We start from the raw sequence: 20,236 nt of genomic DNA on the forward strand, positions 1-20,236 counted from the left end.
CGCGCTTGCAATGTAAAAGCAAGGCTTTCGCGCGCCGGTGAAACACTGTTTGGCAGGGTGTCGGCCGGAACAGGGCTCTTACACCGTAAGGGAGCTGCTCTCCGGCTGAACCGCAGGCAGCCCGGCCGAAGCCGGCTCATCCTTCTGTTTGCGGAACATGGCGAACCGGGTGAGCAGGAATGCCGCAAAGTAAGTGATGAGACCCGTCAGAACAAGCGCGATGCAGTCCTTGACGATGACGTCGTAGCCGTTGCCTTTGACGAACACATGGCGGACGCCCTCCAGGAAATAAGTGAGCGGCAGCATATGGCCGAGAATGCTCAGTGCCTTCGGCATCGCTTCAAACGGCCATGTATAGCCGGACAGCATGAACGACGGCACCGCGATCAGCATCGCAATCTGAGTGGAGCCGAGCTGCGCGCTCGAGAACAGGGAGATGAAATACCCGATGCCGAGCACCGCAAAGTTGAAACAGGCCGAGAGCAGCAAGGCCATCAGAATTTGTCCGCGCATCGGAAGGTCGAAGCCGAACAGCATGATCGTGAATACCACGACCGCATTCAGCATGCCGACGATAAAATAGGGAACCGATTTCGCGTAAGCGAGGCGCCACGGCATCTTTTTCCACTCCGCAAAACGGCTCCAGATCCCTTTTTCCTTATCGCGGGTGATGGTCAAGGCGATGCCGAGCAGAAGCACCTGCTGTAAAATCGCACCCGCCAGACCGAAAATCATAAAATCGCTGTAGTTGAACGTCGGGTTGTAAAGCACCCGGTAGCGGAACGGGACCGCGGAGAACGTTGAGCTGACCTGTTCATCCTGAAGGCCCTGCTGCTGGAGCTTCTTGCCGCTGACGCCGTAGCTGTACGTGGTCACGATCTCATTGGCCGCGCGCGTCGCGGAGTTGGAGATCATCATGTTCGCGCCGTCGATCAGCGTCATGACCGGCTGCACATCGCCGTGTTTAATGCGGGCTTCGAATTCTTTCGGGATAATGACCCCGACCTTCGCTTCTCCGCGGGAGATGGCTTCCGTCACTTCCGCCTCCGAATGGTAGGCGTTCACGACCTGGAACGTTTCGCTCTGGTCGAACGCCTGCACGATCTGGCGGCTGAGCTGACTGTTGTCCTCGTCGAAGACAACGGTCTGCATCTCGGTTACTTTGTGCTGCATATAAATCGATCCGAATAAGGTTGTGTAAAGGATCGGCACGAGGAACAGAATCGCCATCAACCGGCGGTCCTTGAAAATTTGCCGCCATTCCTCGGCGATCACGCTTCCGACTTTAAGGGGCAACGGTATCACCCGCTTTTCCTTCCCATTGTACGGTCATTCCCGTCAGAACCGATTCCGGCAGCTGAGGCAGCTCGACTTTCACGCCGAACGAGCGGATATCGGTATCGGACGCGTTCTGAGTCGCTTTCTTCACGGCGAAGTCCGCAGCCGGAGCGACCGTGCTTACTTTGCCGGTCACGGCGTCGCCGTTAGCCGTCACTTTTACGGTCACGGTATCGCCCGCTTTCAGGCCGGCCGCGTCCGTTTCTTTCAGATAGAAACGCGCCCATTTCGTCTCGGCGGACGTTTCCATCGTGAACACCGGGAAGCCGGAGCCTACCATTTCACCCAGTTGAGCGGATTGGGAAATGATGATACCGTCGGATGGAGCAAGCAGCTCGGTGTAGCTCAGGTACGTCTCGGCTTCGCTTTGGGCCGCCTGGGCCTGCTGCTGTCCGGACTGGGCGGATTTGACGGCGCCCTGCGCCTGCTGGATCGACGCCTGAGCGGCATTTACGTCACCCTGGCGGATTTTCACTTGATCCATGTTCGCCTTAGCCAGCTCGACGGCCGCTTTGGCCTGTTCCAGCTGCGCTTCCGCGGCCTGGATTTCCTCCACGCGCGGTCCTTGCTGGGCAAGCGCATACTGCTGCTGCGCCACTTCGTATTTGGCTTTGGCCTCTTCGTAGCTGACCTTCGCTTTATCCACGTCCGTCTGGGCGACGAGACCCTCTTCCTTCATTTTTTTAACCCGGTTGTAGCTTTCTTCCGCTGTCTGGAAAACCTCTTTGGTCGCATTCAGCTGAATTTCCGCCTGCTTTTTCTCTTCCGGTCTCGCTCCGTTCTTGAGGGCGTCCACCTTCGTCTGCGCGGCCTTCACAACCGCTTCGGCCTGCTTCACTTGTTTTTCGGCCGTTTCCGCGGTAAGCGTCACCGCTTCCTGACCCTGCTGTTTTTTCGCCTGGGCTGTCGCTTCCGCGCCTTTCGCTTCGGCGATTTTCCCTTGGGAGAGCGCTACGGCCGCTTTGGCCTGGGCTACTTTCGCCTCGATTTCCTGGCTTTGAATCCGGGCCAGCACCTGGCCTTTCTTCACGGTGTCCCCTTCTTTGACGAGAATTTCGGTCACGCGGCCACCGGCTTTAAAACTTGCCGCCACCTGGTTCGCTTCGATATAAGCGGTCGGCAGATTCGCCGGACGGTTCTGTGTGCTGCTCATGGCTTCTTTGGAAGACAGCAGGAAAGTTCCCCCGCCGATCAATCCGGCCATCACTACGTATACAACAGGTCTAACAAACTTCATCTAACATTTCCCTCCCAGGATATTTTCTCTAGTTCATAATTTAGGGTGTAAACGGACGAACCGCCCTTAGAGGGCGATTCCGTCCATCATATAAAGCTGGATTAAATCCGAAATCTGCTCATTGGTAAGAGGCGGATGCTTTCTTTCCCAATCGACGAGCAGCACTAGGTACATACGCACCAGCACGAAGGCGGTAATCTCGGGGTCGCACGGCTTGATGGTTCCGTTCGCGACAGCGATCTCCAGATGCTGTTTGATGTAGCCGATGACGCCTTCCTCGATCTCGCGCAGAGCGTGCTGAGCCGCCGGAGTACCGAATTGGGCCACCTCCTGCGACAATTTAAGCAGCAGCTCGTGCTCCTTCCGGTAAACCAGAATGCTGTATGTTGCGGAATGCAGCTTCTCCATGATCGTGCCGCCCTTGGAAATGCTGGCATCGGCCAGTTTTCTCATCTCGGCGATCAGGGATTTGACGATCTCGTTTAACAAATCTTCTTTTGTCTCAAAATACAGGTACAGCGTTCCCTTCCCTACACTGGCGATTTTGGCGATCTGGTCGACCGTCGTTCCTTTGTATCCGAACAAAGCAAACGATTTTTTCGCCGCATCGAGAATGTTATCGCGCCGCTGATCCATTCGGCACCTCCGTTTTGACCAAAATCCTATTTTAGTTCTGTAGTCAAAACAATATCATCTTTACGGGTCAAAATCAACGGGTCCCGCCGGCCAAACAGCCTTACATTTTAGCCCTTTTGTCTAAAAACGGGCCTCTTTTTTCAAACCTTGCCGGATTGCCGTTCAATTTTCGTCTGTTCCGTATGGAAACCGCCCCCTCCACAAACACTATCTGTAAAAGCGGAGGTGCGGGATGAGCAGCAAAATTTTGTTGGTGGAAGACGAGAGTAAAATTGCACGCGTCCTGCAGCTGGAGCTGCAGCATGAGGGCTACGAGGTCAGTCTGGCCGAGGACGGGCGCGAGGGTCTCGACATGGCTCTGGCGGAGCCGTGGGATCTCATCCTGCTCGATATCATGCTCCCCGAGCTGAGCGGGCTGGAAGTGCTGCGCCGCCTGCGGCAGCAGTCCGCGGTCCCCGTCATCCTCCTGACCGCAAGGGACGCGGTGCCCGACCGGGTAAGCGGCCTGGACCAGGGGGCGAACGACTACGTGACGAAGCCGTTCGCCATCGAAGAACTGCTCGCCCGCATCCGCAACCTGCTCCGGCTGACGACTCAGCAGAGCCAGGCGGAGAACGAACAGATTCTTCAGGCGGAAGATATTCTCATGAACCTGAAGAGCCGCGAGGTTACCCGCATGGGGAAATCCGTCGAGCTTACGCCCAAGGAATTCGACCTGCTGCAGTACCTGCTCCAGCACAAGGGGGAAGTGAAATCCCGGGAAGATATCATTTCCGATGTATGGGGCTACGATTTTGTAGGCGATACGAACATTGTGGACGTCTACATCCGTTATTTGCGGCAGAAGCTCGAAAAAAATTTCCCCGGCAAGCTGATCCATACGATCCGCGGTGTCGGTTACCTCATAAAAGGAAGTGGCTCCGATGAGTCTTAAGCTGCGGTTCGCTCTGCTTCAGACTTCCCTGCTCTTTCTGATTCTTCTGGGCGTCAACTTCTTCATTTACTATCTTTTTATCGAAAACAATTCGCGCAATGAAACTCAAAATATCGAACGCAAAGCGGCCAAGCTGCTGCTTCAAGAAAATGTGGTGCAGCATCCCGAATATTGGGAAAATCCTTTTCTGCTCAAAGACTTTCTCGTAGCCAACGAACTGATCCGGCTCATCGGACCGGACTCCATGGTGCAAAAAGAAATCTATACGGACGAAACGCTCCTTCAGCGTCCCGCCAAGTTTATAACGGCTTCGGGCACCATCTCCAAGCTGGTCTCCACGGACAACGGCTTTTGTCTGTATGTACAGGTACCGGTCATGGAAAACGAGCGCCAGATCGCTTCGCTGGAAATCGCCCGCAAGCTGGTCACCCTGAACGATAACGTGCAGGTGCTGTTTCTCGCTCTTTTTTATACGACGCTCGGTGCGCTTGTCTTATCCGTTATCATCGGGTATATCTACGCCAGTCTGGTGTTCAACCCCATTCACAGGCTGGCCCAGACGATGGAAAGCATTGAACGGAGCGGGACATTCAGACGGCTGGAGATCAAATCCACGCGAAAAAAAGACGAGATTGCCCAGCTCGGCCAGACGTTTAATGAAATGATCGGCCGGCTGGAGCAGCATTTCGAGCAGCAGAAGCAGTTTCTGGCGGATGCTTCCCATGAACTGCGCACCCCGCTCACGATTATCGAGAGTTACGCCAGGCTGCTCAAGCGCTGGGCCAGCAACGATCCCCAGATCCGCGAGGAAGCGATCGAAGCGATTCTGAGCGAATCCGTCCGGCTGCGGGAAATGACGAAGAGCCTGCTCACTCTTGCGGATTCCGACGAAAGGCAGCGGACCGAATGGCAGGAATTCGAGCTGCGCCCCCTGGTCCAGGCTACGGCCGCGTCCATTCAGCTGACGTTCGACCGCGAGGTGCGTCTGGATCTTCCCGAAGAGGACACTCCTCTGAAGATGAAAGGCGACCCCGAGAAAATCCGCCAGCTGCTGATCATTCTGCTCGACAACGCGATCAAGTACAGTCAGCTGCCGATCGACATCATCGTCCGGGAGCAGCCCCGTCACCTGCAGATCTCCGTCGTGGACAAAGGGATCGGCATCGAGAAGGAGGACATCCCGCAGCTGTTCAACCGGTTTTACCGCGTCGATAAAGCGCGCAGCCGCAAGAACGGAGGCGTCGGACTGGGGCTCGCCATCGCCGAGAACATCGTCAAGCTCCATGCCGGAACTCTCAAAATCCAAAGCGAGCCGGATATCGGCACCGAAGTTCATGTCAGGCTCCCGAAGGATTAACGAAAACCGGGGTCCGGTCCAATCGCTTTCGGACCATCGCCAGGAGACGCCAAACACCGGTTGCCGGGAGCTGCACGCGCTGCGATTTCGGACCCTACTTGTAGGATCGGGACGCTCCGATCTCCTTTCGGCACCGCTGCACGCTGAAAGAAAAGAGAAGCAAGCCTGAATCCATCTCTCCAACACAGCAAAAAAAGAACCGGCCTCCGACGGCCGGTTCTTTTCGTATCAGTACTCGATATACGCTTCATGGTAGCTGTCTTTATACTTGCGCCTGCGCACCTGTATTTGCAGAACGCCTTCCTTGTAAGTGGCCTTCGCCGTTTTCGGCAGAACCGGGCTGGGCAGTTTAATGAGTTTTCTCGGTTCGTCCGTCAGCCCGAGAATTTTGACGTGACTGGTTTTCACCAGTACCTGCAGCGAACGCGGATCTTCGCGTTTCGGAATTTTTAACCGGACGAATACGTCCGTATGCGTTTCGAACGTATCGCCGTTCACGGTCTCCCTCGGCTCCTGGGACGGCGTTCGCTCCTTGCCCTTCTGCTGAGCCTTGGGCTGCGTCTGCGTCTGTTGAACGTCCGCATTCATCTGCGGCGGCAGTGTACGGTCGAAGACGTCGCGCACGAACCCTTCGATCCATTTGATATTCTCAATATATTTCTGGGGCTGATCGAGAAATTTTTCGACATGCTCCCATTTAAGCCATTTACTCGTGTCCGGCTGATTCATCGCAGCTCCCCCCCGCTTCTTCTGCATTATATGAACGGAGACCGCCCGGTGGTGAACATTCTTTGCGGAATCCGTTAAATCGGGGAAAGGAGTATGAACATCTGGGCGCTCCCGTACATAAGCTATAAAAGAAGATGCAGCAAAGGAGAACGCCTATGCCGGCCATCGTCGGAAACGTGAAAATACTGACCGTAGGCCCCAGCTCTGTCGTTCAATTCGGGGACTGCCTGGTCATATCGCCAAACAGCAGTTCAAAAAGCTATGCTGGAGCAGGTTCTTTTAATACAGGTGATTTGCCGCATGTATTTAATGCCGTCAGCGCCACGAATACGAACGACAGCGATGCTGTCGAAGCTGAAGCGAATAAAACGGCAACCGCATGAGCTGGACGATCCATCAGACGATTACGATCCATCAGCTCAGGGTCGATGCCGTGTCCAACTCCTCCGTCCTGCAGGTCGGGAGCGCGGGCAGCATCCGTGCGCTCTCGAACCAGTACAACACGGGCGGCTTCACCGGACCCGCCCCGGAAGTGGGCAAAGGCCCCCTCGCCGGCTTCGGCGGAGCCGCAGGCGGGGGCCTGCCCGGCGCTGCGGAAGGCGGGGGGTCTCCCGGCAAGGCCGGTTCAGCCGGGCCTGGCGCGTCCGGCAAGCCGGCGGCGGCTCCCGGCTCCACCGGCGCTGCGGAGGCGGCTCCCGGAGCGGGCGGCCTGCTCGGGCCGGGTCCCCACCTGCAGCCGCCGTTCCCGCCGTGGATGCCGTGGCGGCCTCCGGTTTGCCGGGGACCCTCCCGCGGCAGTTGACAGCGCGCCGGGCCCTGCCGCTGCAGGCGGCCTCATACTTCCCGCCGGGGATGAACCCCGGCGGCATTTTTGCGAAAGCGAAAGAGAGGTGAGCTTATGTACGGCTACGGGCCGGGCGATCCCAATTTGTACGCCTATCAGCTTCAACAGATGTGGACGCACATTCAGCGGCAGGAAGCCCGCATTGCCAAGCTCGAAGAGACGACCGCAGCCATGCGCGGCGAAATCGAAGAGTTGAAGCGGCAGCGCGGGATACATATCGACCGCATCGAATACAAATTCGATCAGCTGAAAGTCGAACAGTTGGACGGCACACTGACGATCGGCGTCTCTCCCTCTACCGTGGACGAAATCGAAGATTTCTCCGTAAACGGAATGGACGCCTCCTTCCCGGGTAACGGGACTCCGTCTTCCGACGGCTTCTCCCCGAATGAAAGCCGGGAGCCCGAACAAACCGGCGAAGACCGCCCGGCCGCAGACGAAGGAGCCGCCAACCGGCACCTTCACAACTTTCTCGACCGCGAAGCCATGGAAGAGCTGATCGAGCTTGCGGCCAAGCGGCACTTGAACATCGGAGCGGACGAAAGCAGACGGGTTATGGACGATTTGCGGCAGCAGATCGAAGCCAGAGTCCGGCAGTATGCTTCCTCCCCCGATCTCTTGCATACGGGTGGACAGGAGCCGCCTGGGAACGCAACGTGGAAACTTATCGAAAAAACAAAAGCCGACATACGCGCCGGCATCCGCAATTATTTGGCTCAATATCAGGAAGGAAAAGGAGATGGACATCCGTGAAGGTAGATTTTTATGTGGAAAATAAATGTCTGCAGGTAGGCTCCGTCTATATCATCGGGGTATCCAGTTCTTCGACCTTCCTTATCGGGGACACCGATTCCATCACCGCATCGTCCATGTTCGATACCCCGCCGGAATCCGTCATAGTGGGACCGCTCGTTCCGCTGCCCCATACTTGAGCCATGGCCAGACGTCTGGTTTGGCTCACCCAGGCGAAAGTGCTTTCGGTCTCCAGCTCCGCCGTTTTCCAGATCGGCGACAACGGCGGGATTCACACACGCTTCAGAGCTCTCGCCCTGCAGCGGGAAATTCCCGTCTATCTGGGTGACGAAGGCTCGTTCGAAGCGTATTCCATTTTCGCCCGTCCGCATCCGGAAGTGCTTTTTCCGCCGGAAGCGGAGAAAACGACCCGCAACCTCGGCACCATCCAGGTAGGCCCGGTTAAGGTGCTCGGTGTGTCCGCCTCGTCGGTGATGCAGGTGGGCGGCAGCGGTCCGGTCAGCCTCCAGTCGCGGATCAAGCATATCCGCCAGTTCCGTCCGATCGGGCCTTACACCAATCCGACGGGCACGATCGCCTATACCGGTTCCGGCGAAAATCTCGCGGCCGAAAGCGGTCCGCCGGAACCCGGGGCTCCCCCTTCGAACCCTTACGGCTTGAACCGGTAGCCCGCTCCCCAGATCGTCTCGATATAGGCGGGATCCGACGGGTTCGGCTCGATTTTCTCCCGGAGTTTGCGGATATGAACCGTCACGGTCGAAATATCGCCGATCGCGTCCATGCCCCACAGATGGTCGAACAGCTGATCTTTGCTGAACACGCGGTTGGGATTCATGGCAAGATGAGTCAGCAAATCGAATTCCTTGGTCGTGAAAGGAATTTCTTTGCCGTTTACGTATACCCTTCTGGAAGCACGGTTAATGACGAGTCCGCGGATGCGGATTTCGTCCTTATCCTGGTCCTGCTGCCCTTTCAGTCTCTCGTACCGGGACAAGTGCGCCTTGACGCGCGCCACGAGTTCTCCCGGGCTGAACGGCTTGATGATGTAATCGTCGGCTCCGAGGCTGAAGCCGCGGATTTTATCCAAGTCCTCCTTTTTGGCGGAAACCATCAGAATGGGAATATCCCGCTCCACGCGAATCCGCTCGCAGATGGCAAAGCCGTCGGTACCCGGCAGCATCACATCCAGCAATATCAGGTCGTAGCGTTCGACGAGAGCCCGCTGAAGGCCCGTTTCGCCGTGATGCTCCATATCGACCGTAAATCCGTCCAGCTCCAAATAATCGCGCTCCAGCTCGGCAATGCTTACATCGTCCTCAACGATCAGAATGCGTCCGCCTTCTTTCATGTTGCCATCCTTCCTTTCTCTTCCCGGTTTTTGCGCACGGTAAATTGAATGGTCGTCCCTTCCCCGAACCGGCTGTTGGCCCAGATCGTGCCCCCGTGCTCTTCGACGATCTGTTTCGCGATGGCGAGCCCCAGCCCGCTTCCCCCGGTTTGCGAGCTCCGAGACGGGTCCCCCCGGTAAAACCGGTCGAAAATATGCGGCAGTACATCGGACGGGATGCCCTGCCCGTTGTCGTGAACGCCGATCACCACGAATTCCGGCCGCTCCAGAACGAAGATACGGATATGCCCCTCCGGCTTATCCCGATACTTCTGCGCATTTTCCGTAATATTCGTGAGTACCCTCCTCAGCTTCTCCCGATCGATTACGACCGGAAGGGGCTCCTCCGAGGAGAGCTCAAGCGTAAGCCGGATTCCCTTTTTCTCCATATCGAACTGCATGTCTTCGACGCAATCCTTCAGATAGGCCGTTAAATCCGCCTCCTCGAACTGAAAAGGCAACTTACGCAAATCCAGCTTGGAGTATAGAAAAAGCTCGTCGATCATCCGGTCGATGTCGACCGTTTTGGAATAGACCGTCTGAAGATAACGGTCAAATTTGGCCTGGGAGTTCGTAACGCCATCCATAATTCCCTCGACGTATCCCTTGATGGCCGTCACCGGCGTTTTCAGATCATGGGAAATGTTCGAGATCAGCTGCTTCCGGTTTTCCTCGTACTGCATCTGAAGTTCAATGGACTGTTTGAGCCTGCGGCGCATTTCTTCGAAAGAAACGGCAAGCTCCCCGATCTCGTCGCTGGAAGCCGGACGCACTTCAATATCCAGCCGCCCTTCCTTGATGTGTTCCGCGGAACGCTGCAGGGCGCGGATCGGCGTTATCAGACTTCTCGACATCAGGTACGTCATCATTCCGTTCGTCAGCACGAGCACGGCGATCAGGACAGCGAGGAAGATCAGTCCGTATTTAATAAAATATTTTTTGCCGATCGTATCGTGCGTCCCGACAAAAATACTGCCTTTCCCCCCATCGGGAAATGTAAAGTCGTGATGCCTCAGCAGGTAGTAATTGTTCTCCAGCTGGGAATCCGTAAGGCCCGAATAGTAACTGAAAGCCGGCAGCGAATTCAGTACATCCGGGTGGTTCATGGTGGGCGAAATATACAGGATCTGCTCGTCCTTGCGGATAATGAGGCCCATATTCACGCGTTCCACAAGAGCCTCCCACTGCTTCCACTGCCCCGGATCGCCCGCGCTTCCGGGGTCCATCGCGATAGCTCTGCGGATTTTGTTGTAATTGTCATCTTCCATCTGGGCGACTTCCTTGAGCGGATTGCCGTGGGTAAGGTCGATGTGGTATTCCCTTTTGAGATCCTGGATGAGCATAAAATACAGCCCGGTCACAGTCAGTCCGACCAGAATAAGCGGGATGACCAGCATGGCTATGTAGGAAAGCAGCAGCCGGGTACGGATGGACATGAACGTATCTCCCTTGCTTTGATTTTCAATTGAGAAGCGGTCGCCCGTTTAACCGCATGACCCGGGACGCCGCCGTAAAAGCGTATGTCCTCAATATACTACGCCGCAGGCCGTGCGGGAAGCTCGGTAACACACTCGGCAAAGAAAAAAGGGTCCGCCGGGCTCACCCGAACAGACCCTTACACCGAACAGCCGACCTTTTTGTAAAACATGCAAGATTAGTTCAGTTTACCTGCAAAATGCCGATGACGCCTATTTCGTTCTCATCCGGATCCAGCAGACCGAACCGGTCTCGGTTGAACTCTCTGGTAAGCGCGGACAGCTTGATCCCGCCGGACCGCAGCGTCTCGAAGTCGTTCCGGGGGTCCGTCGATCCGATCGTAAACGCCATATGAGCCAGAGCGGAGAAGCGCGGAGTCTCAAACAGGCATACGTTTATATTTTCAAAGGAAACCGCTTCCACTTCCTTATCCAGAGCAGGCAGCTTATAAGCGAACCGGTGAAGAACAAGGGCGCCCAGCTTGCTTTCGTACCACTCAACGGAGCGCTGCAGATCACGGACGGGCAGGAACGCCCCGCCAAGCCGGATAGCTCCTTCGGTCCCGGCATAGGCTTCTTCTCTCCAGCCTGCGATGCCGATGGGATTGCCGTCCGGGTCGCTGATTTTGAAGCACTGCATATGATGAAAAGGAGCGGGCTCTTCCGCAATCTCCACTCCGCTTCCGATCATGATCCGGTAGGCCTTCTCCGCATCGTAAACGTTCACGTTGAAGGGAGCCTCGTCGTACCGGTTAAGATCTGCCTGCTGAACTAAGGTGAGGCAGGTTCCTTCAAGGAAGGAGAGCCTGGCATGCCGGTCGTCCCGGCCCAGTAAACGAAGGCCCAGCACCTGCTCGTACCAGGGCGCCGACCGCTTCAAATCGGTGACGGGCACGAATACATCCACCAGTTTGGTAAAAGTCATTGTAATTCCTCCTGAGCGTTGATGGAACTCCGGGCGCCCTTGTCTCGCTGCGCCCTCCAACCTGTCCCGAACGCCCGGAATTTCTTTAGATTCCTTCATCTATTGTACCTTGTTTTGTATCAATACACACGATGTACAATATCTTCGAAATCCGGCTCCTGCATATGTACGTCGGCAATTTCGCCCCATCCGCCGGCAAGCTGCAGAACCTCCATCGGGCCGATGTCCGTGCGGTTGAATTCCAGCACAAGCTTTTCTTTCTCCGCGGCAGTGACGCGGAACGGGTACTCCTTGTCCGCCTCCCCGCTCGCAAACCCGCACGCTCCCCGGTACCGGATCGTCATGATCGTCGGCAGCCCGATCCGCTGCCGCATGCCTTCCACGGTGCCGTCGTAGCCGATAGTCCCGCCGTTGATGACGATCACACGCTCGCAAAGCTGCTCGATATCGTCCATATCGTGGGTGGTGAGCAGGACCGTTTTGCCCGCTTCCTTGTTCAGCGTATGCAGAAAGCCGCGGATGCTCTGCTTGGCCGCCACATCCAGGCCGATGGTAGGCTCGTCGAGGAAGAGGATGTCCGGATCGTGCAGCATGGCGGCCGCCAGATCCGCTCTCATCCTCTGACCGAGCGAAAGCTTGCGGACCGGCGTATCCATAAATTCGCCGAGGCCGAGAAGTTCTCCGAGCTCCGCGAGCTTGCGTTTCAGGTCCTCCTCACGGACCCGGTACATAGCCGCCAGGATCTCGTAGGAATCCCGGACCGGCAGGTCCCACCAGAGCTGGCTTCGCTGGCCGAACACGACGCCCAGCTTGGCGACCACCCGTCTGCGGTCCCGCTGCGGGCTCAGGCCGGAGATCCGCACTTCTCCCGAAGTCGGATGCAGAATGCCCGTGAGCATTTTGATCGTCGTGGATTTCCCGGCGCCGTTAGGACCGATAAAGCCTACGAAGTCTCCTCGGCCGATTGTGAAATTAACGTCGTTCACCGCCGTTTTGGACCTGTATTCTCTGGACAGCAGGCTCCGCAGACCCGCCATCCGCCCTTGACGGACCACCGGCGTACGGAACGTTTTGTTTAAATTCGTCGCGGTAATCAAAAATTTCCCCTCCTTCTGTTCACGCTCTCACTCAGCGCATCACGTCTTTGATCCATTCCGTCAGGCTCCGGCTTGTGCCGTAGCCGTAATTAAAAAGCTTGCGCGTTTCTTCGAACCGTTTCTCCCCGGTTTCCGTTCCCATCACGACAGAGACCAGCCTTTTGCCGTCCCGGACCGCCGTTCCCGTAAAGCAGTACCCGGCCTGATCCGTAAACCCGGTCTTCAGCCCGTCGACACCCGCATAGGAAAAGGAGTCTTTCGTAAACGGCAGCATGCGGTTGGTCGTTTTCAGCGTCCCGAACCTGCCCGGCAGGGTATAGTCCGCCTTAGCGGTCAGTTCCAGAATACCAGGATGCTCCCGGATGAGATAAACCGCAAGCTTGGCCGCGTCTTTAGCCGTCAGGAGCGTTTCTCCCGTGTTTTTCTTGGGAGCGAAGGGCCCCAGATCGGCGCGCGTCAGCCCGCTTGCGTTGGCGAATACCGTTTTATCGGAAAGGCCGATCTCTTTCGCTTTCGCGTTCATTTTCACCACGAATTCATCCTCCGTACCGGCGAGATGTTCGGCTACCGCTACGGCGGCATCGTTGGCGGACACGATAGCCATCGCGGCCAGCATATCTTTAAGAGCAAGCTTCTCTCCGGTCTCGAGCCCGATCTGGGCGCCGGTCACCTCGCTGGCATACGGACTCGTCGTCACCCGGTCCTCCCAGGAAGCGCGGCCCGCCTTCACTTCCTCGTAAACGATCAGTTCCGTCATCATCTTGGACATGGAAGCCGGGGGAAGGCTCTCCTCCGCGTTCCGCTCGTAAATCACCCGGCCGCTCCCCGCTTCCATCAGCAAGGCGGACCTGGCTTGGATGTCCGGTTCCGCATGCTTTCTTTCATTCCACAACCAGATACCGGCGGCCGCAAGGACAGCCAACAGCAGGACTTTCCGTTTGATTCGTTTCACGTCGTCACTCCGCTCCTTCGGTTCTTGTCTGTGTCTCTCTATGTAGAAAGACGAACCAAGCCCCTCGAAAGACTTGCCTCCTTCGTTAAGACGGCCTCTCGATATCTTTGGGCGGAAGGGCGAATCTCATGCAGGCACCCGGCAGCAGCCGCGTTGCCGGATCTGTATGAGTCCGCTGGGGGAACGGATGAACCAAGGGACCCGTAAGGCGGCTTCCCTACGTTCCCGTACTCTGGTAACGTGAAATGCCCAGCTTCCACAGCCTTCCGGCCAGCAGGACGAAGACGAAGGCCATGACCGTTACCGCGGCCAAGGCCCATCCGCCATACTCATGCCGGATGATGACGGAAGCCGGCACATAGTTGGCCAGCCCGACCGGAAGGAACGTCAGCAGGATGTAGCGGAGCCAGCCGGGATATACGTCCAGCGGATACTGGGCGGCGGATCTTGCCGCGTCCTCCGTCACGTTCTGAAGTTCCTCGATCCGGGTCAGCCAGAAACCGGCCGAAGCCGTAGCCAGTCCGATCGCGAACAGGATAAGCGCTCCCGAGCCGATTGCGATCACGGTCAGCGGGATAGCTTCCCAGCCGATCTGGCCGACACGCAGCATGTGAGTCATCGCATACGCGAGAACGAGCAGGCCCTGTCCGAATTCTCCGACGAGCAGGCGGAAATTTTGAGTCATCAGGACGAAAAGCACCGGCAGGGGTCGGATCAGGAGAGCGTCCATATCTCCGCTCATCAGATATTTTTCCAGATGATGCACATCGGAGGCCAGAGACCGGTAGATCGCTTTGGACAGCAGGATCACCGCATACAAATAAGCCACCTCATGCAGCGACCAGCCCTTTACGCTTCCGAAGCGGTCCAGCACGAGCGCCACCATCAGAAACTCCGCCACATTCACGAGAGCCGCCATCAACGATGAGAAAATAAAATTAAACTTGTACTGCATCCGGCTTCGCATAGATGCCCGGATCAGCAGCACATACATCCGCAGTCCGTTTCTCATCCTCCCTGCACCTCCAGCTTCTTGCGCATCGCGCCTGTCGCCATCATGCATAATCCCGTAAAAAGAACGCACCAAAACAGCGCTGCCGGCAGAGCGGCAGGCGTCGTTCTTTCCGTGAACAGCGACACCGGAACGTACAGCAAATAGGGATACGGGGTCAGCCAACTAAGCTGGCGGAGCCAGGCGGGAAGCCATTCCAGCGGGATAAAGAAACCGGATAGCAGCATGGAGAACGCATAGTTCACCCAGTAAAGCCAGCGGGATTCGGTCGTCCACATGGCGGCGGCGCCGATCAGGTAATTCATGCAGATGGAAATATAAGCGGCGAGCAGAAGCGATAGAGCGGTCCAGCCGTAAACGGAGAGCTTCCCGGGAACCGGGATCGAAAACAGGAAAAAATAGAGGATGTAGATCGGAAGAAATTTGTACACGAACTGATAGGCGATCTGTCCCCATTCCCGGTACATCTTATGCAGAAACAGGGGGACGGGACGCATCAGATCCAGAGCAATCTGTCCGGTGCGTACGGACTGCTCCATGCCGAGACCGTTCGTGATAAAAAGCACCAGCCATAAAGAGGCCTGGTTGAAGGCGATATACGCGGTCATTCCTTGGACCCCGTATTCTCCCAGCGAATGACTCTCGCCTATACCTGCCCACAAGGACACGTACACAAATCCGAACATAAAACTGGACACGTTATGAATCATATGCGCGCCCCGGTACTGCAAATTCCGCGCGTAAGCTTTACGCGCCAAGACAGAAAAAAGCATCCAACACCTCCGGTTCATCAGTAGACGATCGTTTCAGCGTGAAATGCGTGTAGAGGGATTTCATCTTACCAAATGCCGCCAATAAAAATCAACCCCGAATTAGATTCAATTTGCTCTTTCCGACAGTAAAGAAATATAGGATGATAAACAGGAAACCGGAAGCCGGGACTGAAAGATTCTAAAGGTAAGAAAGGAAGCTGTCACCGTGGAAATAACCAAAGACGCTAAGCTTAAAAAGGCGATCTCGGAAGGCGGCATTTATAAATCGTTATTTCAGCATCATCCCGATGCTATCTATGTCATGGATACACATGGACGTTATTTGGACGCCAACCCTGCTGCGGAGCGGATCAGCGGCTATTCCAGAGAAGAATTCATACAGCTCGGCCGGGAAACTCTTTTTAGCGAGCATGCCGAACAGGGCAGAACCCATTTCGAGCGGGCGCTGCGGGGCGAGACGCCACATTTCGAGGTGGAATTTTGCCGGAAAGACGGTGCCGTTTTCCATGTAGAAACTACCTATATTCCGATCGTCGTGGACGGGGAAATAGTCGGCGTATACGGAATGGGCCGGGAGATCACGGAGCAGAAGGCCGTCCTCAGCAAGCTGGAGGAATGCGAAACCCTGTACAACCTGATCTCCGAAAACGCGGGCGACATTATTACGTTCACGAATCCTCAGGGGATTTGCGAATATGTGTCCCCCTCTATTTATAAACTGCTGGGGTATGAGCCCGGCGAAATCGTAGGCACCCCCATCGGGGATTATTACATTACGGAAGAAATCAAACCCGGCTGCTCCGAAAATCCGAGCGAGGACGCCGACCTGCTCACAGGGCGCTTCCGGCATAAAGAGGGACATTACCTCTGGTTTGAAACGACCGTGAAAGCCGTCCGCAGCGCCGAGGGCAAAGTGGAGAAAATTCTCGGCATCGGCCGCGATATTACCGAACGCAAGAAAATGGAGGAAAGGATACGGGCCAGCGAGAAGCAGTATCGGCTCATCTCCGAAAATTCATTGGATTTCATTTCGCGTCATTCCGCCGACGAGCAGGCCGTCTATCTGTATGCCTCCCCCGCCTGCCGTTCTCTGCTCGGGTACGAGCCGGAAGAACTGATCGGCACGAGCGCATACGACTATTTTCACCCGGATGATGTGTTTCTTGTTACCGAATATCTGCTGGCGAATCTCGCCGAGGTCGGCATATATACCGTGTCCTACCGCATCCGGCGCAAGAACGGAGAGTACATCTGGTTCGAAAGCAGCAGCCGGTACACGTATGACGAGAACAGCGGGACCGTCCAGGAAATCATCTCCATTTCCCGGGATATTACCGAACGCAAAGCAGCGGAGAACAAGCTGAAAGTAAGCGAGCAGAGATACAAGTCCCTCTTCGATTACAATCCGTCCAGCGTTTACTCGTTCGATCTCGAAGGCAACCACGTTTCTTTAAACGCCAACTTGGCGAGGATGACCGGATTCAGCCGCAAAGAACTGCTCCATCACTCGTTTACTTCCCTGATCGAGCCGTCTCTGCTGGAGAAAACCTTAGCCCATTTCCATAACGCGAAACGGGGCATCCCGCAAAACTACGAAACGACGCTGATCTGCAAGGACGCGTCGCTCATTGATGTCAGCGTCACCAACGTTCCAATCATCGTCGACGATGAAATCGTAGGCGTATACGGAATTGCCAACGATATTACGGAGAGCAAAAAATATGTCAAAGAAATCGAACACCTCAGCTATCAGCATTCCCTGATTCTCAGTTCGGTGTCGGAAGGCATTTACGGCCTGGACCGGGACGGCAACGTCATGTTCGTCAATCCGGCGGGAGCGTCGATGCTCGCTTACTCGCAGGAAGAGCTGATCGGGGTCAATATCCACGACAGCATCCATCATACGAAAGCGGACGGAAGCGATTATCCCCACGAAGATTGTCCGATTCACGCCACGATGCTGGACGGGCTTTCCCGGCTTGTCCAGGAAGAGGTTTTCTGGAGGAAAGACGGGTCGAGCTTCCTGGTCGAATACCGGGTCAATCCCCTCTACGACAAAGGGGAGATTATGGGAGCGGTCGTCGTTTTTACGGATATCACCGATGAAAGAGAAATTATCCGCGCCAAAGAAATCGCCGAGCAGGCCGCCAGGGCGAAATCCGAATTTCTCGCAATGATGAGCCATGAAATCCGTACGCCGATGAACGGCATCATGGGGATGACCGATCTCCTTCTGGATACAAGCTTGGACGACGAACAGCGGGATTACGCCGACATCATCCGTGAAAGCAGCGATGCCCTGCTGCAGATTTTGAACGACATTCTGGATTTCAGCAAAATAGATGCCGGCAAAATGACGCTCATTACGGAGCCTTTCGATCTTCATGCTGTCGTGAAGAGTACGCTGGAGCTCTTCGCTCCGAAGGCCGCCGAGAAAAAGCTGGAGCTTATCTCCAGAATCGAGCCCGATGTTCCGCATCTGTACATGGGAGATGCCTCCAGGGTACGACAGGTGCTCGTTAATCTCGTCGGGAACGCGCTGAAATTTACGGACAGCGGATCAATCGTTGTCTCCGTGGAAAGTCTGGCCGCCGTGAATTCGGGCCCCGTTCTGCTCGGGTTTTCCGTCGCCGATACGGGCGTTGGCATTCCCGCCGGCAAGCTGGACCATTTGTTCCAGTCTTTCTCCCAACTGCACCCGGTGTTGAACCGAAAATACGGCGGCACGGGACTCGGCCTGTCGATCTGCAAACGGCTTGTCGAACTCATGGGCGGCACGATTTCCGTAGAAAGCACGGAAGGCGCGGGTTCTGTTTTCCGCTTCACCCTTCCGAACGCACAGATCAAAAAGGAAGAAACCGGAGAAGAACAGGCACTTGGGGAAGAACAGCAGGAATGGATGATCTCCCGACTGAATTCCCGGCCCGCTCCGCTCAAAATTCTTGTGGTGGAGGATCACCCCGTAAACCGTCAGCTGTTCATCAAGTTCCTTGAAAAGCTCGGTTACGGGGCGGATATCGCGGAGAACGGGATGGAAGCCGTTGAAGCCGTTACAAGCACGGAGTACGACCTTGTTTTTATGGACTTGCAGATGCCGGTCATGGACGGGCTGCAGGCCACCCGGCTGATCCGCCAGCTGCTGCCCTCAGGCCAGAATCCCGTCATTATCGCCGTTACCGCCTCCGTGCGTCCGGCCGATAAAGAAAAATGCCTGGAGAGCGGCATGCAGGATTTTATCTCCAAGCCGATTCTCTTCGATGAAGTGAAACGGGTATTCAGCTATTGGGGCCGTAAAAACGACCGGGAAAACCGGGATGAATAATCCTCCTCCGGTCCGATATTCCGATTCACTAGGGGCTCTGCCGGGTAACGATGGGTAATCCACTTTTAAGGGAGGTTGCCTGTAATGACACGAAAAGCAAGAGGTGTTTTTCAATCGAGCGGGGATGCCCTTCGCGCTATCGAGGCGTTAAAAGAACATGGCTACAGAGACGAAGATATATCCGTTCTCGCCAAACATAGAGAAGAATTCGGACCTTACACGGAAAGACAGAAAATTGCGGGCAAAGAAGATACGAAGGCGGAAAAAGGCGCCATCGGCGGAGCCGCAATCGGCAGCGCCGCGGGACTGATCGCGGGGATCGGCCTGATGGCCGTACCCGGCATCGGCCCTATTCTCGCCGCGGGACCGCTGGCCGCCGCTTTATCCGGTGCGGCCATCGGGGCCGGAGCGGGCGGTGTAACGGGAGCCCTTGTCGGTGCGGGCATACCGGAGGAAGAAATCGAGAATTATCACAGCCGCGTAGACCGCGGAGATATTCTCATCGTCGTCGATACGCCGGAAGACAAGTGGGAGCTTGTCAACGAGATTCTCAGGGAAAACCGGGACGACAACGTCACTGCCGATGAGCGAACGAAGAGCGGCGTGTATGAGGCCACTCCTCATGCCGTGCACGACAATCCCGATCTTCTGAGCAACCAAGAAGATGTGAATTTCCGCCGGTAGCAAAGACCCGTGAGTCTTCACCGGATATACGGCAGCCTTCGGCGGTAATTCCGCGGGCGCAGCAGGGCTGGTTCTCAAGCGTGTTTTGCCGCTTGGGGGCCTGCCCTGCTTTTTTGCGTAAGAAGAGAAGCTGACCGAGGAAATAAGGATGTATAGCATTTACATCGGAGGACGTATAAAAGCGATCCGCTCCGGCAAGGCTGTTACTAGATTGCTAGATTCGAACGGGAAACGGAGCGATTAAGATGATGAGAAACGCGATGATGAAGAGCATTCAGCAGAAGAGCCCGCTGACGCAGGTACGGAACGGGCGGACCCCGGACAGCGTCGCAGCGGGACATCCCGCTGCAACGCAGCCGCGGAGCGGCGTCCCGGCTCGCGGGCTGCTCTGGGGCATCGCGCTGCTGGCCGCGCTGCTGCTGGCCGGCTGGTCCGCCGCCGCGAAACCGACGGCCGCGGATGCAGGCCGCTCCGACCTCGCCGCGCTGCTGGCCGCCGCGGACGGCGTGCTCGCGCCGGACGCCGCCGTCACGCTGCGCTATGCGGCTCCGCTGCCTGCCGCGGCAGGCGACGACGCGCTCGCCGCAGCCGGCGACGCGCTGGCGGCGCGGCTGTCGCTGCCGGCAGGCGCCGTCAGCCGCGCTTCCGGCCACGCCGTCTACACGGCAGGCGCCGTCAGCCGCGCTTCCGGCCACGCCGTCTACACGGCGGGCGGCGGCTCTGCGGCGGGCGGCGGCTCTGCGGCGGGCGGCGGCTCTGCGGCGGGCGGCGGCTCTGCGGC

19 protein-coding genes and 2 pseudogenes are annotated in these 20,236 nt (G+C 56.5%); 10 read left to right on the plus strand and 11 right to left on the minus strand.

Translation table 11 applies throughout. The features are described from left to right. Window positions 1-78: 78 nt before the first annotated feature. The 3 genes from HMPREF1207_RS09785 to HMPREF1207_RS09795 all read right to left on the minus strand — a co-directional run bounded on the left by HMPREF1207_RS09785 (window position 79) and on the right by HMPREF1207_RS09795 (window position 3,211). Complete coding sequence (locus HMPREF1207_RS09785) at window positions 79-1,305, minus strand: ABC transporter permease (protein ID WP_009676311.1); 1,227 nt, start codon at window positions 1,303-1,305, stop codon at window positions 79-81. Continuing rightward, window positions 1,286-2,575, minus strand: coding sequence for an HlyD family secretion protein (locus HMPREF1207_RS09790; protein ID WP_009676313.1), 1,290 nt, complete (start codon window positions 2,573-2,575; stop codon window positions 1,286-1,288). The genes HMPREF1207_RS09785 and HMPREF1207_RS09790 overlap by 20 nt, the downstream gene beginning before the upstream one ends. A 66-nt stretch (window positions 2,576-2,641) precedes the next feature. After that, window positions 2,642-3,211 (minus strand): TetR/AcrR family transcriptional regulator, encoded by a 570-nt coding sequence (locus HMPREF1207_RS09795; protein WP_009676345.1) that lies wholly within the window; start codon window positions 3,209-3,211, stop codon window positions 2,642-2,644. A 232-nt stretch (window positions 3,212-3,443) separates the two neighbouring features. On the opposite strand from HMPREF1207_RS09795, the gene HMPREF1207_RS09800 reads away from it, so the two are divergent. Both HMPREF1207_RS09800 and HMPREF1207_RS09805 read left to right on the plus strand, forming a co-directional pair. Next, on the plus strand, window positions 3,444-4,145 hold the full coding sequence (locus HMPREF1207_RS09800; RefSeq protein WP_009676304.1) for a response regulator transcription factor: 702 nt from the start codon (window positions 3,444-3,446) through the stop codon (window positions 4,143-4,145). After that, complete coding sequence (locus HMPREF1207_RS09805) at window positions 4,135-5,502, plus strand: sensor histidine kinase (RefSeq protein ID WP_009676323.1); 1,368 nt, start codon at window positions 4,135-4,137, stop codon at window positions 5,500-5,502. Before HMPREF1207_RS09800 ends, HMPREF1207_RS09805 begins: the two co-directional genes overlap by 11 nt. A gap of 228 nt (window positions 5,503-5,730) precedes the next feature. Here HMPREF1207_RS09805 and HMPREF1207_RS09810 read toward each other — a convergent pair whose 3' ends face one another. Further along, window positions 5,731-6,231, minus strand: a complete 501-nt coding sequence (locus HMPREF1207_RS09810) for an Hsp20/alpha crystallin family protein (protein ID WP_009676318.1) — start codon at window positions 6,229-6,231, stop codon at window positions 5,731-5,733. 155 nt (window positions 6,232-6,386) lie between these two features. Between HMPREF1207_RS09810 and HMPREF1207_RS09815 the strand changes: the two genes are divergently transcribed. The 5 genes and pseudogenes from HMPREF1207_RS09815 to HMPREF1207_RS09835 all read left to right on the plus strand — a co-directional run bounded on the left by HMPREF1207_RS09815 (window position 6,387) and on the right by HMPREF1207_RS09835 (window position 8,496). Next, window positions 6,387-6,614 carry a spore germination protein gene (locus HMPREF1207_RS09815; protein ID WP_009676340.1) on the plus strand — a complete coding sequence of 76 codons (228 nt, stop codon included), beginning with the start codon at window positions 6,387-6,389 and terminating at the stop codon, window positions 6,612-6,614. Further along, window positions 6,611-6,763, plus strand: a pseudogene (locus HMPREF1207_RS30240) (spore germination protein GerPB); the annotation flags it as partial. The gene HMPREF1207_RS09815 and the pseudogene HMPREF1207_RS30240, both read left to right, overlap by 4 nt. 366 nt (window positions 6,764-7,129) lie before the next feature. After that, complete coding sequence (gerPC, locus tag HMPREF1207_RS09825; RefSeq protein WP_009676305.1) at window positions 7,130-7,828, plus strand: spore germination protein GerPC; 699 nt, start codon at window positions 7,130-7,132, stop codon at window positions 7,826-7,828. Further along, window positions 7,732-8,007 carry a spore germination protein GerPE gene (locus tag HMPREF1207_RS09830; RefSeq protein ID WP_231392032.1) on the plus strand — a complete coding sequence of 92 codons (276 nt, stop codon included), beginning with the start codon at window positions 7,732-7,734 and terminating at the stop codon, window positions 8,005-8,007. The genes gerPC and HMPREF1207_RS09830 overlap by 97 nt, the downstream gene beginning before the upstream one ends. Before the next feature lie 3 nt (window positions 8,008-8,010). Next, entirely contained in the window at window positions 8,011-8,496 is a 486-nt protein-coding gene (locus tag HMPREF1207_RS09835; RefSeq protein WP_009676309.1) for a spore germination protein GerPE, read from the plus strand. Here the strand turns inward: HMPREF1207_RS09835 and HMPREF1207_RS09840 are convergent. From HMPREF1207_RS09840 to HMPREF1207_RS09870, 7 genes are all read right to left on the minus strand, one after another. Then, window positions 8,478-9,176 (minus strand): response regulator transcription factor, encoded by a 699-nt coding sequence (locus tag HMPREF1207_RS09840; RefSeq protein WP_009676338.1) that lies wholly within the window; start codon window positions 9,174-9,176, stop codon window positions 8,478-8,480. The two genes, HMPREF1207_RS09835 and HMPREF1207_RS09840, sit on opposite strands and share 19 nt — an antisense overlap. Then, the gene (locus tag HMPREF1207_RS09845; RefSeq protein WP_009676319.1) at window positions 9,173-10,651 is read right to left on the minus strand and encodes a sensor histidine kinase; all 1,479 of its coding nucleotides are present in this window, start codon (window positions 10,649-10,651) and stop codon (window positions 9,173-9,175) included. Before HMPREF1207_RS09845 ends, HMPREF1207_RS09840 begins: the two co-directional genes overlap by 4 nt. 223 nt (window positions 10,652-10,874) lie before the next feature. After that, on the minus strand, window positions 10,875-11,615 hold the full coding sequence (locus tag HMPREF1207_RS09850; protein WP_009676330.1) for a VOC family protein: 741 nt from the start codon (window positions 11,613-11,615) through the stop codon (window positions 10,875-10,877). Between the two features lie 119 nt (window positions 11,616-11,734). Beyond that, window positions 11,735-12,712, minus strand: coding sequence for an ABC transporter ATP-binding protein (locus HMPREF1207_RS09855; RefSeq protein ID WP_009676329.1), 978 nt, complete (start codon window positions 12,710-12,712; stop codon window positions 11,735-11,737). A gap of 31 nt (window positions 12,713-12,743) precedes the next feature. Further along, window positions 12,744-13,664 (minus strand): D-alanyl-D-alanine carboxypeptidase family protein, encoded by a 921-nt coding sequence (locus HMPREF1207_RS09860; protein ID WP_009676316.1) that lies wholly within the window; start codon window positions 13,662-13,664, stop codon window positions 12,744-12,746. A gap of 217 nt (window positions 13,665-13,881) precedes the next feature. Beyond that, window positions 13,882-14,676, minus strand: a complete 795-nt coding sequence (locus tag HMPREF1207_RS09865) for an ABC transporter permease (protein WP_009676337.1) — start codon at window positions 14,674-14,676, stop codon at window positions 13,882-13,884. Beyond that, entirely contained in the window at window positions 14,673-15,449 is a 777-nt protein-coding gene (locus tag HMPREF1207_RS09870) for an ABC transporter permease (RefSeq protein WP_009676332.1), read from the minus strand. Before HMPREF1207_RS09870 ends, HMPREF1207_RS09865 begins: the two co-directional genes overlap by 4 nt. Before the next feature lie 205 nt (window positions 15,450-15,654). Here HMPREF1207_RS09870 and HMPREF1207_RS09875 point away from each other — a divergent pair, with 205 nt between their 5' ends. From HMPREF1207_RS09875 to HMPREF1207_RS29775, 3 genes and pseudogenes are all read left to right on the plus strand, one after another. After that, entirely contained in the window at window positions 15,655-18,771 is a 3,117-nt protein-coding gene (locus tag HMPREF1207_RS09875) for a PAS domain-containing hybrid sensor histidine kinase/response regulator (protein WP_009676321.1), read from the plus strand. Between the two features lie 84 nt (window positions 18,772-18,855). After that, window positions 18,856-19,455, plus strand: a complete 600-nt coding sequence (locus HMPREF1207_RS09880; protein ID WP_009676306.1) for a general stress protein — start codon at window positions 18,856-18,858, stop codon at window positions 19,453-19,455. 245 nt (window positions 19,456-19,700) lie between these two features. Further along, window positions 19,701-20,236, plus strand: a pseudogene (locus HMPREF1207_RS29775) (hypothetical protein); the annotation flags it as partial.

Source organism: Paenibacillus sp. HGH0039, from assembly GCF_000411255.1.
Lineage (GTDB): Bacteria > Bacillota > Bacilli > Paenibacillales > NBRC-103111 > Paenibacillus_F.

What these genes read in the sequence shown, in the direction of transcription:
- HMPREF1207_RS09835 (WP_009676309.1), top strand. Translation starts at nt 8,011, where the DNA reads ATGGCCAGACGTCTGGTTTGGCTCACCCAGGCGAAAGTGCTTTCGGTC.
- HMPREF1207_RS09815 (WP_009676340.1), top strand. Translation starts at nt 6,387, where the DNA reads ATGCCGGCCATCGTCGGAAACGTGAAAATACTGACCGTAGGCCCCAGC.
- HMPREF1207_RS09795 (WP_009676345.1), bottom strand. Translation starts at nt 3,211, where the DNA reads ATGGATCAGCGGCGCGATAACATTCTCGATGCGGCGAAAAAATCGTTT.
- HMPREF1207_RS09870 (WP_009676332.1), bottom strand. Translation starts at nt 15,449, where the DNA reads ATGCTTTTTTCTGTCTTGGCGCGTAAAGCTTACGCGCGGAATTTGCAG.
- HMPREF1207_RS09850 (WP_009676330.1), bottom strand. Translation starts at nt 11,615, where the DNA reads ATGACTTTTACCAAACTGGTGGATGTATTCGTGCCCGTCACCGATTTG.
- HMPREF1207_RS09805 (WP_009676323.1), top strand. Translation starts at nt 4,135, where the DNA reads ATGAGTCTTAAGCTGCGGTTCGCTCTGCTTCAGACTTCCCTGCTCTTT.
- HMPREF1207_RS09880 (WP_009676306.1), top strand. Translation starts at nt 18,856, where the DNA reads ATGACACGAAAAGCAAGAGGTGTTTTTCAATCGAGCGGGGATGCCCTT.
- HMPREF1207_RS09810 (WP_009676318.1), bottom strand. Translation starts at nt 6,231, where the DNA reads ATGAATCAGCCGGACACGAGTAAATGGCTTAAATGGGAGCATGTCGAA.
- HMPREF1207_RS09800 (WP_009676304.1), top strand. Translation starts at nt 3,444, where the DNA reads ATGAGCAGCAAAATTTTGTTGGTGGAAGACGAGAGTAAAATTGCACGC.
- HMPREF1207_RS09840 (WP_009676338.1), bottom strand. Translation starts at nt 9,176, where the DNA reads ATGAAAGAAGGCGGACGCATTCTGATCGTTGAGGACGATGTAAGCATT.
- HMPREF1207_RS09845 (WP_009676319.1), bottom strand. Translation starts at nt 10,651, where the DNA reads ATGTCCATCCGTACCCGGCTGCTGCTTTCCTACATAGCCATGCTGGTC.
- gerPC (WP_009676305.1), top strand. Translation starts at nt 7,130, where the DNA reads ATGTACGGCTACGGGCCGGGCGATCCCAATTTGTACGCCTATCAGCTT.
- HMPREF1207_RS09865 (WP_009676337.1), bottom strand. Translation starts at nt 14,676, where the DNA reads ATGAGAAACGGACTGCGGATGTATGTGCTGCTGATCCGGGCATCTATG.
- HMPREF1207_RS09790 (WP_009676313.1), bottom strand. Translation starts at nt 2,575, where the DNA reads ATGAAGTTTGTTAGACCTGTTGTATACGTAGTGATGGCCGGATTGATC.